This window comes from Cumulibacter manganitolerans, assembly GCF_009602465.1.
Lineage (GTDB): Bacteria > Actinomycetota > Actinomycetes > Mycobacteriales > Antricoccaceae > Cumulibacter > Cumulibacter manganitolerans.
Map to the genome: position 1 here is coordinate 1 of NZ_WBKP01000080.1, position 11,006 is coordinate 11,006.

At 72.7% G+C, this 11,006-nt stretch carries 13 protein-coding genes; 6 read left to right on the forward strand and 7 right to left on the reverse strand.

What is annotated here, in order from left to right:
• From F8A92_RS17430 to F8A92_RS18710, 3 genes are all read right to left on the reverse strand, one after another.
• Positions 1-801, reverse strand: an 801-nt coding sequence (locus F8A92_RS17430) for a hypothetical protein (protein WP_153506454.1), incomplete at its 3' end; no start/stop codon positions are given.
• A gap of 54 nt (positions 802-855) precedes the next feature.
• Entirely contained in the window at positions 856-1,788 is a 933-nt protein-coding gene (locus F8A92_RS17435; protein ID WP_194291564.1) for a PH domain-containing protein, read from the reverse strand.
• A gap of 25 nt (positions 1,789-1,813) precedes the next feature.
• On the reverse strand, positions 1,814-1,975 hold the full coding sequence (locus F8A92_RS18710) for a hypothetical protein (protein ID WP_194291565.1): 162 nt from the start codon (positions 1,973-1,975) through the stop codon (positions 1,814-1,816).
• A 251-nt stretch (positions 1,976-2,226) separates the two neighbouring features.
• Between F8A92_RS18710 and F8A92_RS17440 the strand changes: the two genes are divergently transcribed.
• From F8A92_RS17440 to F8A92_RS17465, 6 genes are all read left to right on the forward strand, one after another.
• Positions 2,227-2,841: a rhodanese-like domain-containing protein gene (locus F8A92_RS17440; protein WP_228389545.1), complete on the forward strand. Its 615-nt coding sequence runs from the start codon at positions 2,227-2,229 to the stop codon at positions 2,839-2,841.
• A complete protein-coding gene (locus F8A92_RS17445) occupies positions 2,834-3,130 on the forward strand; it encodes a rhodanese-like domain-containing protein (RefSeq protein WP_153506457.1) in 297 nt (98 codons plus the stop codon). Before F8A92_RS17440 ends, F8A92_RS17445 begins: the two co-directional genes overlap by 8 nt.
• 47 nt (positions 3,131-3,177) lie before the next feature.
• Positions 3,178-4,578 carry an MBL fold metallo-hydrolase gene (locus tag F8A92_RS17450; protein ID WP_153506458.1) on the forward strand — a complete coding sequence of 467 codons (1,401 nt, stop codon included), beginning with the start codon at positions 3,178-3,180 and terminating at the stop codon, positions 4,576-4,578.
• A gap of 121 nt (positions 4,579-4,699) precedes the next feature.
• Positions 4,700-5,968 (forward strand): MFS transporter, encoded by a 1,269-nt coding sequence (locus tag F8A92_RS17455; RefSeq protein WP_153506459.1) that lies wholly within the window; start codon positions 4,700-4,702, stop codon positions 5,966-5,968.
• 50 nt (positions 5,969-6,018) lie between these two features.
• Positions 6,019-6,465, forward strand: a complete 447-nt coding sequence (locus tag F8A92_RS17460; RefSeq protein WP_153506460.1) for a hypothetical protein — start codon at positions 6,019-6,021, stop codon at positions 6,463-6,465.
• Positions 6,462-7,340: an MFS transporter permease gene (locus F8A92_RS17465; RefSeq protein WP_153506461.1), complete on the forward strand. Its 879-nt coding sequence runs from the start codon at positions 6,462-6,464 to the stop codon at positions 7,338-7,340. The genes F8A92_RS17460 and F8A92_RS17465 overlap by 4 nt, the downstream gene beginning before the upstream one ends.
• Here the strand turns inward: F8A92_RS17465 and F8A92_RS17470 are convergent.
• The 4 genes from F8A92_RS17470 to F8A92_RS17485 all read right to left on the reverse strand — a co-directional run bounded on the left by F8A92_RS17470 (position 7,337) and on the right by F8A92_RS17485 (position 10,872).
• On the reverse strand, positions 7,337-7,774 hold the full coding sequence (locus tag F8A92_RS17470; protein ID WP_153506462.1) for a thiol-disulfide oxidoreductase DCC family protein: 438 nt from the start codon (positions 7,772-7,774) through the stop codon (positions 7,337-7,339). The two genes, F8A92_RS17465 and F8A92_RS17470, sit on opposite strands and share 4 nt — an antisense overlap.
• Positions 7,767-8,903, reverse strand: coding sequence for a DUF2332 family protein (locus tag F8A92_RS17475; protein ID WP_153506463.1), 1,137 nt, complete (start codon positions 8,901-8,903; stop codon positions 7,767-7,769). Before F8A92_RS17475 ends, F8A92_RS17470 begins: the two co-directional genes overlap by 8 nt.
• 77 nt (positions 8,904-8,980) lie before the next feature.
• The gene (locus tag F8A92_RS17480) at positions 8,981-9,460 is read right to left on the reverse strand and encodes a DUF6912 family protein (protein ID WP_153506464.1); all 480 of its coding nucleotides are present in this window, start codon (positions 9,458-9,460) and stop codon (positions 8,981-8,983) included.
• Positions 9,461-9,462: 2 nt separating this feature from the next.
• On the reverse strand, positions 9,463-10,872 hold the full coding sequence (locus tag F8A92_RS17485) for a WS/DGAT/MGAT family O-acyltransferase (RefSeq protein ID WP_153506465.1): 1,410 nt from the start codon (positions 10,870-10,872) through the stop codon (positions 9,463-9,465).
• Positions 10,873-11,006 lie beyond the last annotated feature (134 nt).

An 11,006-nucleotide genomic window follows, 5' to 3' on the forward strand; every position in this document is an offset into this window, starting at 1 on the left:
GGCGTCGACGTCGGCGTCGTGGTCTGCGTCGGCGAGGATGTCGGCCGCGGCGATGTGCCGCTCCCGCGCGACGTCGAGCGCGCGCTGCACGTGCGGGCCGCCGCGGTCGGCGACCACGTCGATGTCGCGGGCCAGCGCGTCGAGCGCGTCGGTCACCTGCCGGCGGCGTCCGGCCAGGCGGGTCGCCTTCTGCTGCCGGCGGCTGCGCAGCCACAGGTAGCCGCCGCCCCCGCCGAGCAGGAGCGCGCCGAGGATCCACGGGAGGGCGCTGCCGATGCCGGACCCGCTGCCGGCCTCCGCGCAGCCGGCGTCGCCGGGCTTGGGCGCGTCGGCCACCTTGTCGACGTAGGTGGTCAGGAACGGGGTCAGGTCGCCCGCGGCGCGGGTCTTGCTCTCGGCCTTGGCGGCGTCGTCCAGCAGCGGCTGCGCCTTGTCGGAGCAGATCACGTTGGTGAACGCCGACTGCTCGGTCCCGGAGACGACCACGAAGGTCCCCTGCAGCGTCAGGCCGCTCTGCAGCTGGGTCAGCACGTCCGGCGGCGGCGTGTTGGGCGGGACCACGGCGACGTACACCGGGTCGCTGCCGATGGCCCCGGTGACCGCCGACGCGTCGATCTGCTGCCCCGCGCCGGGCGCGACGTACACGTGCGTGCCGGCCTCGAACGCGGCGCTCGCCGCGTCGGCCTCCGTCGCCGGATCCGCGTACGCCGGCGAGCCGATCAGCAGGAGCGCGAGCGGGACGGCGAGGACGGCGAACGCGCGCACCCGAACGGCACGCAGGCAGGCGACGAGAAGACTCACCCGTCCACGTTATCGCTCCGCGACCTACCCGGCTCGGAGGTGGCGCCGGGAGGGTCAGCGTCGGGTGTGCTCGGTGATCGGTCCGCCGGGCCCCTCGCGGCGCCGTCCCCGGCCGTTGAGGCCGCCGAGGCGCTCCCGCAGCCGCGGCCCCGAGCCGTGCGGGTGCTCGACGAGACCGCCGAGCGGGGTCGGCCCCGGCACCGCGAACTGGTCGGTGGGCGAGCCGTCCTCGCGGTACGCCGGCGCGGCCGCGTACGCCGGCTCGTCGGACGGCGTCCGGTACCCGTCGTCGGCGTGCGGGCGCAGGTCGAGTCCGCCGAGCTGCGCGCCGAGGTACGGGTCCGTCCGGTCGAGGTCGTACTCCGGTGCGGCGGCCCCGTCGGCCTCGTACGCGGCTCCGGGGTGCTCGTCGGCGCCGTGCTCGGGGGCGACGAGGGGCGGGTCGGTGACGAGGTCGGGATCGATGCTCGGTCGCGCGCGCCCGAAGAGCAGGTCGGAGACCTTCAGGTAGAGCCGGTTGGCGTGCGGCAGGAACTCCACCCGCGACATCGCCTGGTCCTGGCCCGCCGACTCGACGACGAACGTGCCGTAGCCCAGCAGCTGGCCGAACAGCGTCTTCTCGAAGGTGAGGTCGGTGACCTTGCGGATCGGCATGACCGCGACCTGCCGGGTGACCACGCCGGAGACGAGCATCATCCGCTGGTCGGTGATGACGAAGCGCTCCATGCGCCACTCGAGGACCAGGTAGCAGAACCGGACCAAGGCGGCGACCGCGATCAGCAAGGTCGCCGTCTCGACGACCTGCACGTAGCTGATGAGCAGCTGGATCATGAAGGCGCCGGCGACGAACCCGAGGGTCTCCAACAGGGCCGGCGCGAGCACGAGCACGTGCCGGCGGACGCCGACGACCACCCGCTCCTCGGGCAGCAGGTACGGCGACGGGTCGCCGAGGCCGCGCACCACGGTCTGCTGCGGTCGATCCCTCACGGCGGCCATCCCGGGGCGCGTCGCGCTAGGCGAAGATCGACCGCACGAACGAGGAGAAGTTCGTCGCGGCGTCGCCGAGGGCCGAGAAGGTGGACTTCACGACGTTCGAGGAGTCCTCGGGAAAGCTCAGCACGTAGAAGACGACGAACGCGATCAGCAGCAGACCTGCGATCTTCTTGAGCTTCATGGCGGGCGGCTCCGACTTCTCAGGCTCCGGGGAAGGTCGACCCGCGCACCACCCGGCACACGCGTCACAGCTGCCACGGTACCGCGCGGGCCGCCGATTCCCCGGCAAGCGGGCGGCCACGGCCCCGCCCGAAGCGCTGCGGAGCCTCGCCGCCGGCATGGCCGACGGTGTTCTGTGGCACACCCGCCTATACCCGCGGGGGTATGTGGCATACTCAGTGGGGTATTGATCCGCCCCATGAAAGGTACTTCGTGAGCTCCACCTCGACCATCACCGCCCTCTCCCCCGAGACCCTGACCTCCTGGATCGCCCAGCACCAGGACCTCGTGGTCATCGACGTGCGGTCTGCCGCCGAGTTCGAATCACTCCATATCCGCGGCTCCTACAACGTGCCCCTTCCGCTGCTCTCCGAGCACACCGACGAGCTGGCCGCGCGCCTGGGCTCGCGCGTCGTGCTGGTCTGCCAGTCCGGCGTCCGCGCCGAGCAGGCGCGCCAGCGCATGAACTCGGTCGGTCTCGAGACGGCCTACGTGCTCACCGGCGGCGTCCCCGGCTTCGCCGCGGCCGGCGGCGACGTCGTCCACGGCCGCAAGCGCTGGGACCTGGAGCGCCAGGTCCGCCTGGCCGCCGGCGCGCTGGTCGTCGCCGGTCTGGCCGCGGGCCGGCTCGTCTCGCCGCGGCTGCGGCTGCTCGCCGGCACCGTCGGCGCCGGCCTCACCTTCTCCGCGGCGACCAACACCTGCGCCATGGGCCGGGTGCTGTCGACGATGCCGTGGAACAAGACGGCCTCCGAGCCGACCCGCGAGAGCGCGATCCTGCGCCTGCCCACCCCGACCACCACCACCGAGGAGAAGATCAGTGCCTGAGATCAGCATCGACGACACGTACCGGGTGCGCGCGTCCGCCCAGATCCTGGACGTCCGCGAGAACGACGAGGTGGCCGAGGGCATGATCCCCGGCGCCCTCCACATCCCCATGGGCCAGCTGCAGGACCGGCTCTCGGAGCTCGACCGCTCGGTGCCGGTGATCGCCGTGTGCCGCAGCGGGAACCGCAGCGCCACCGTCGCCGACGCCCTCGGACGGGCCGGCTTCCGGGCCGACACCATGACCGGCGGGATGACCGCCTGGCGGCGCGCCGGCCTGCCCACCACCTGACCAACCCACCACTTTCCGCAACCCACTCTCTTCGAAGGAGAAACCCGATGCTCATCGAACGCATCTACGACGAGGATCTCGCTCAGGCCAGCTACCTGATCGGCTGCCAGGCCAAGGGTGAGGCGATCGTCGTCGACGGCCGCCGCGACATCGCGACCTACCAGGCGCTCGCCGAGAAGAACGGCATGAAGATCGTCGCGGTGACCGAGACCCACATCCACGCGGACTACCTCTCCGGCACCCGCGAGCTGGCCAACGCGACCGGCGCGACGATCTACGTCTCCGGCGAGGGCGGCCCCGACTGGCAGTACGCCTTCGACGGCACCCGGCTCTACGACGGCGACACGATCACCCTCGGCAACATCACCATCGAGGCCGTGCACACCCCCGGGCACACCCCCGAGCACCTGTCGTTCCTGGTGACGGACGGCGCGTTCAGCGACCGCCCCGGTTACCTGCTCTCCGGTGACTTCGTCTTCTCCGGCGACCTCGGCCGCCCGGACCTCCTGGACGAGGCGGCCGGCGGCGTCGACACCCGGTTCGCGGGCGCGAAGGCGCTGTTCGCCAGCCTGCGCGACAAGTTCCTGACGCTGCCGGACCACGTGCAGGTCCATCCCGGGCACGGCGCCGGCAGCGCCTGCGGCAAGGCGCTCGGCGCCATCCCCTCGTCGACCGTCGGCTACGAGCGGCTGTACGCCTGGTGGGGTCCCTACCTAGCGGCCGGCGACGAGGAGGGGTTCGTCCGTGAGCTGCTGGACGGCCAGCCCGACGCCCACGCGTACTTCGCGCGGATGAAGCGCGAGAACCGCGACGGCCCGGCCGTGATGGGAGAGCTCGCCCCGCTGCCGAGGCTCGACCAGGCGGACGTCGCCCGCGGCCTCGCCGAGGACACGCTGACCTTCGTCGACACGCGCGGCAACGACGCCGTCCACGAGGGCACCGTCGTCCGCTCGCTGCACATTCCGGCCGGCAAGTCGGTGGCCAGCTACGGCGCGTGGGTCGTCGACCCGACGACCGACCACAACCCGCTGGTGCTGCTCGCGGGGAGCCAGGAGCAGGCGCACGAGATGCGCGATCACCTGGTCCGCGTGGGGATCGACTCGGTGGCCGGCTACGTGACCGGCATCGAGGAGCTGCCGACCTTCGTCCCGCAGCTGATCCAGCCCGAGGAGCTCGACGGGTTCGAGCGGGCGATGCTCCTGGACGTCCGGAACAAGACCGAGCACGCCGCCGGCCACATCCCCGGCTCGTACCAGCTCAGCGGTGGCCGCGTGATGTGGCACCTGGACGAGCTGCCCGAGAACGGGACGATCGTGAGCTACTGCCAGTCGGGCGTGCGCAACGCCGTCGCGGCCAGCGCGCTGCGCCGCGCGGGGTACGACGTCGTCGAGCTGGACGGCAGCTACGCCGCCTGGAGCGCCGGCCGGACCGCGGTTCCCGCCGCCTGAGGCCACCGGCCTCTCCACGACCGCCCGGGGTAGCCCCCCTGCTCCGGGCCCTGCCCGGGCGCGTCTAAGACGCGCCCGGGCAGATCTCATCCCCGGCCGCCGCAAGGAAGGACGCACGCCCATGGGCAACCTGACGCACCCGCGAGAAGAAAGCACGCCGCCGGCGCTCGGCCTGCGCGCGAACCTGGCGCAGTTCATGCTGCTGGTGACCGTGAACGCGCTGGTCGGCGGCACCCTGGGCCAGGAGCGCACGCTGCTGCCGCTGCTCGCCGCCCAGACCTTCCACATCGGCCTGTACACCAGCGCGCTGACCTACATCATGGCCTTCGGCCTGTCCAAGGCGGCGACGAACTACTTCGCCGGCACGCTGAGCGACCGGTACGGGCGCAAGCCCGTGCTCGTCGCCGGATGGCTCGTGGCGATCCCGGTACCGGTGATGCTCATCCTCGCCCCGTCGTGGGGCTGGGTGGTGGCCGCGAACGTCCTGCTGGGCATCAGCCAGGGCCTCACCTGGTCCACCGCGGTGATCATGAAGATGGACCTCGTCGGCCCCCGCCAGCGGGGGCTGGCGATGGGCTTCAACGAGGCGGCGGGATATCTGGGCGTCGCCGTGACCGCGCTGGCCACCGGCTACCTCGCCGCCACGTTCGGCCTGCGCCCGGCGCCCTTCCTGCTCGGCGCGGCGTACATCGCGCTCGGCCTGGGACTGACCGTCTGGCGGGTGCGCGAGACCCACCACCATGCCCGCGCCGAGGCACAGCAGCACGTGGCCCGGTCCGCCGACGCGCACGCGACGCTCAGCACCCGCCAGGTGTTCGGCCTCACCAGCTTCCGCGACCGCTCGCTGTCCGCCGCGAGCCAGGCCGGCATGGTGAACAACCTGAACGACGGGCTCGCGTGGGGCATCTTCCCTGTGCTGTTCGCCGGAGCGGGCCTGAGTCTCGGCCAGATCGGCATCCTGGCCGCGGCCTACCCGGCGGTGTGGGGAGCCGGACAGCTCGTCACCGGTGCGGCGTCCGACCGGTGGGGGCGCAAGTGGCTGATCGTCGCCGGGATGCTCGTGCAGGCGGTCGCTCTCGCGCTCACCGCGACCCTGCACGGCTTCGGTCCCTGGCTGCTCGCCGCGGCCCTGCTGGGCGTCGGGACCGCCCTGGTCTACCCGACACTGCTGGCCGCGATCGGGGACGTGGCCCACCCGTCGTGGCGGGCCCGGTCGGTCGGCGTCTACCGGCTGTGGCGCGACGGGGGCTTCGCGGTCGGCGCCCTGCTGTCCGGGATCCTCGCCGACGCCTTCGGGATCCCCGTGACGATCGTCGTGGTGGCGGTGCTGACCGCCGTCTCGGGTGCCGTGGTGGCGGTGCGGATGCGCGGTGACGACCACTCCCGGTAGGCGCATGACACACTGGCTGGGCATCACCGTCGTCCCCAGGAAGCTCCCCGTTGTCGCAGACCACCACCTTGAGCCGAGCCGGCGTCGTGAGCCGGCTGTCGCTGGCCTCCATCGCCCTCCTGCTCGTGCTGTACGGGACGTTCTTCGGCTCCGACTCGGACTTCCCCTTCGGCCCGTTCCGGATGTATGCCTCGCGCAACGCCCCTGACGGCACCGTGAACTCGCTGCGTCTCGAGGCGGTCACCACGCAGGGCGAGCTGATCGGGGTGAGCGCGGGCGCGGTCGGCCTCCGCCGCGCCGAGCTGGAGGGATCCCTGCCGCACATGAAGGACGAGCCGGCGCTGATGGCCGAGATCGTCGAGCGGTACGACGCCAACAACCCCGGCAAGCCACCGCTCGTCGAGCTGCGCGTGGTGGTCCGCGTCTACGAGCTGGCCGGCGGCAAGGAGACCGGCCACTGGCGCGACCGCATCGAGGCGGTGTGGACGAAGCCATGACGCAGATCGTCACCACGCCGCCCCGCCGCGGCGTCGCCCGCTGGCTGCTCGAGCCGCTGCCGGTGCACCGCATCGCCGTCATGCGGGTCATCGCGTACCTGTTCGTGCTCGTGGACGTGTTCCTGACCACCTCGTGGGTGGCGCAGAAGGCGTACGCGCCCGAGAGCCTCTACCGGCCGTTGCACATCGCCGAGCTGCTGCACCTCCCGCACCCCACCTTCGGCTACGTCACCACGGTGAAGTGGCTGCTCGTCGCGCTCGCGGTCGTCGCCGCCACCGGATGGCGGCCACGGCTCACCGGCAGCGCGGTGGCGGTGCTCTACCTGCTCTGGATGGTCGTCGGGATGTCGTACGGGAAGGTCGACCACGACCGGTTCGCGTACCTGGTGCTGCTGTTCCTGCTGCCGACGGCGGGCGCGGCGCGCTGGGGAGAGCGCCGGTGGAGCGAGGCGGCCGGCTTCGCGCTGCAGATGACCTTCGTCGCGGTGATGCTGACGTACTTCCTGGCAGCCGTCGCCAAGGTGCGCTACGGCGGCTGGGACTGGCCCACCGGAGCGACCTTGACGCGTGCCTTCATCCGGCGCGGGACGCCGCTGGTCGAGTGGGTGCTGGGCTATCCGTGGATGCTGGTCGGCGCACAGTTCGCGATGATCGTCCTGGAGGCGCTCTCACCGCTGATCCTGCTCTGCCGCTCGCCGCGGGCGCGCATCCTCCTGGTCTGCGGCCTGCTGCTGTTCCACGTGATGGTGTTCGCCTCCGTCACGATCATCTTCCTGCCGCACTGCATCGCGATCCTGTCGATCCTGCCGTGGGAGCGCTTCTCGCGGCGCGCCCGCGACGAGCAGCCGCGGGAGGCGGTGGCGCAGCCGGCCTAGGGCCGCTCCCCGGCGCGAGGCGCCGTGCTGCTGGCGGCGCCCGGACGCAGGTGGGCCGGCATGGAGCAGGCCGGCGTGCCGCCCGGCAGCCGGTGCCGGTTGCGGGCGATCCAGCGGTAGGCGAGGCCGGCCACCCACGAGAACGGCGGCGTCCTCGCCAGGAAGGCCAGCGGACGCCAGCGCAGCCCGCTGGCCGCGAGCAGGTCGCCGACCGCGAGGTGCGCGGCGGACACCCGCCCGTCGGGCTGCACCCACTGCACGGCCGCCTCGCACTCCTCCGCGGTGAGGCGCAGGGCGGCGAGGTCGGCGTGCTGGAAGGCGATGATGTCGACGTCCTTCGTCAGGTGCGCCTCCACGAAGGCGACGCACCTGGTGCAGATGCCGCAGTCGCCGTCGTACACCAGGACCGGCCGGCTGCGCGGTCCGTCATTCATGCTCGCTCCCCACCCAGTGCGCGTTCTGGCCCGACGGGTCGGCGGTGGCCAGCAGCGCGGACCGGCGCGCGGGCCAGCTGTTGACCCGCAGCTCGAAGCGGTGCGGGTCGAGGTGCGTCTCGCCGCGCCGCAGCGACCCGCCGACCGGGTCGCTGTAGAGCAGGTACTCGGCGCCGGCCGGCTCGAAGCTCACCACGTGCAGCGGCGCCTGCGGGTTGGCCCGGCCCGCCGTGGCGAGGATCTCGGTCGCCAGCTCGGTGCGCTCGGGCACCGACATCTCCAGGACGACGTCGCTGTGCCAGATCACCGTGGCGGCGTCGGTGCGGGTCCAGGACACGCCGCGCGGCAGCCACACCGAGGAGGCCATGTTCTCGACCCGGATGCCCATCCGGTCGACCGTCTGCGCCGCAGCCGTGATGCGCTCCTGCTCGGCCGGGACGTCCGGAGCGGTCCAGGCCAGCAGCTCGGCCAGATCGATGCGGCTGCGCGGGTCGAACGACGACAGGTCGCAGCCGGTGGCGGCGGCGATCGGCGGGATGTCGGCGAGCTCGACCTGCGGCGCGACCGCCCAGGGGTGCCCCAGGTGGACGGCGCTGTCGGCCGGGCCGAGGGTCTCGCCGAAGAAGTCCTGCTTGAACCACGGTGCGGCGAGCGCGAACCCGGGACCGGCGCCGACGTCGAACACCCGCACGGGCTGGTCGCTGTGCCGGCCGAGGTACGCGAGGGCGGCGAGCAGCATCGCGCCGCGGGCCGGGTCGCTGCGCCGCGACGGGCGGATCATCCGGGTCACGACCTCGCCGGGGTTGCGGCTGACGACCTCGCGGGCCACCGGCCAGATCTCGTGCAGGTTCCCGTGGCCCCCGGTGCTCGGGTAGAGCGCGGCCAGCTCGGCGGCGCCGGTGAGGGCGAGCGCGTGGACGGCGGCCGCGAACCGGGCCGGCAGCTCCTCGGGCAGCAGCACCCTGCCGTTGCGGGCGCCGCGGTCGAGGACGCCGTGCAGCAGCCGGACCATCGGGCCGTCGGCCTCGATGTCGCCCGCGGCACCGCGCAGCAGGGAGGCGTTGATGCGCGAGTCGCGCAGCGCCCGCGCCGCGAGCTTGAAGGCACCGGCCAGATCGACACCGGACATGGTGGTGGGCTACTCCTCTGCGCTGGACGTGCTGACGCTCCAGCCTGTCACGTCACGGCGCCGAAATGCGGTAGGCGCTAGTGCGGGTAGGCCTCGATCAGGTTGTCCAGCTCGGCCGGGTCGTGCCACAGCAGCAGCCGCTCCTCGACCTTCTCGTACTGGTCGTCGCTGGGCTGCCGGCCCTGGCGCACGAGGGTGAGCAGCGTGTTGACGTCCTTCGAGGCCTCGAGCTCGTCGACGTAGATCGCGCTGATCGCGGGGCGCGGCAGCCGCTCGATCACGTAGTCGCCGTCCTCGCTCATCTGCGGCAGCTCGGAGGACACCACCGCGGCGATCACCACCCGCAGCGGCATCGCCTGCGAGTCGACGAGCTGCTGGACGCTGAGGGCGGCCGCGTCGCTCAGCGCGTCGAACTCGGCCTGCTCGATGTCGTCGGCCGAGAACTCCGAGCGCGGCAGGTCGCTGAAGCACACGACGACGTCGTGCAGCGAGTCGTTCTTGATCGACTCCAGGTCGGCGAGCGTCGCGGGGGCGAACACGGTGATGCGGTGCGGCACGATCAGTTACCTTTCGTCACGGCGACGAGGAGCTCGGTGAGCGCGTCGTCGATCATCGAGGCTAATACCTCGAGGTCGACCATGCTGTCGCGATCGGCGTTGAGGCCGAAGTAGACCCGCCCGTCGTACGACGTGACACCGATCGCCAGCGCCTGCTTGTGCGACAGCGGCAGCACCGGATACACCTCGACCAGCCGCGCGCCCGCGGCGTACACCGGCTGCTGCGGTCCGGGCGCGTTGGTCACCACGAGGTTCGTCGCCCGGTCGGTCAGGTCGCGGCTGACCCGGGCCCCGAGCGAGTGCAGCGTGGACGGCGCGAACCAGCCGAGCGAGGCCAGCGCCTCGGCCGGCACCCCGCGGCGACCGGCGCCCTCGGCGGACATCGCGTACGAGATCTGCCGCAGCCGCAGGGCGACGGCGTCCTCGCCGATCGGCAGGTCGACGGTGAGCGAGGTGACGCGGTCGCCGGAGCCGAAGTCGGAGTCGCCGTCGAAGGCGTGCACCGACATCGGGACCAGCACCCGCAGCGTCGAGTCGCGGCGGACCGCCGCGCCCCGCGCGGCCAGCCACGCGCGCAGCGCACCGGCGACGACCGCCAGGACGACGTCGTTGACCGCGCAGCCACTGGCGTTCTTGATCTGCCGGAAGGCCTCCAGCGGCAGGTCGGTGACGGCGATGCGCCGCTGGGCCCCGACGGCGACGTTCAGCGGGCTGCCGTCGGCGGGGTCGAGCACCCACCGCACGGTACGGCTCAGCGCCAGCGCCGCCTCGACGGCCCGCGAGCCGACGTGCCGGAGGTTGGCCAGCACCGTGCGCGTGTTCTCGACGACCGTCAGCGGCGAGACGATCGCCTCGCGGGCGACGTCCACCAGCAGCCGGAGGCCCGACGGCGCGGTCCTCGGTGACCAGTCGTCCTCGGGCACCGGCGGCCGCGGCTTCCGGCTGCGATCGAGCAGCACCTCGCCGATCTCCATGCCCACGGTGGAGTCGACGAGGGCACAGTGCGACTTGGTGATCATCGCGATGCGGCCGCCCTCGAGCCCCTCGACGAGATAGATCTCCCACAGCGGCCGGTCCCGGTCGAGGCGCCGCGACATCAGCCGGCCCGCGAGCTCGTTCAGCGCCCGCCGGTCGCCCGGCTGCGGCAGCGCCGAGCGGCGCACGTGGAAGGTGACGTCGAACCGGTCGTCGTCCACCCACCGCGGGGCGGACAGCCCGCCGGGCACCGTGACGACCTTCTGCCGGTACCGCGGGACGAGGGACACCCGCTGCTCGATCAGCGCGACCATGCTCTCGTAGTCGAACCCGTCCTTCGGCGGCTCGAGGATCATGATCGCGCCGACGTGCATCGGGGTCTTGAGGTCCTCGGCGTCCAGGAATGCCGCGTCCGCCGGGCTCAGCCGTTCGCTCACCGGGCCTCCTCGTCGCGCTCGCCGGGCCTACAGACTAGACGTTGCGGGGCGCGCGGCGGACCGGGAAGCGGCGCCGCACGGGCGCGCCGGCGGGTCCCGATCCGGCGCCGTCCCCCACGAGGTCGGCGGCGAGC

Excerpts from the sequence above, each read along its gene's own strand:
- F8A92_RS18710 (WP_194291565.1), bottom strand. The coding sequence starts at position 1,975 with ATGAAGCTCAAGAAGATCGCAGGTCTGCTGCTGATCGCGTTCGTCGTC.
- F8A92_RS17475 (WP_153506463.1), bottom strand. The coding sequence starts at position 8,903 with ATGTCCGGTGTCGATCTGGCCGGTGCCTTCAAGCTCGCGGCGCGGGCG.
- F8A92_RS17455 (WP_153506459.1), top strand. The coding sequence starts at position 4,700 with ATGGGCAACCTGACGCACCCGCGAGAAGAAAGCACGCCGCCGGCGCTC.
- F8A92_RS17450 (WP_153506458.1), top strand. The coding sequence starts at position 3,178 with ATGCTCATCGAACGCATCTACGACGAGGATCTCGCTCAGGCCAGCTAC.
- F8A92_RS17465 (WP_153506461.1), top strand. The coding sequence starts at position 6,462 with ATGACGCAGATCGTCACCACGCCGCCCCGCCGCGGCGTCGCCCGCTGG.
- F8A92_RS17470 (WP_153506462.1), bottom strand. The coding sequence starts at position 7,774 with ATGAATGACGGACCGCGCAGCCGGCCGGTCCTGGTGTACGACGGCGAC.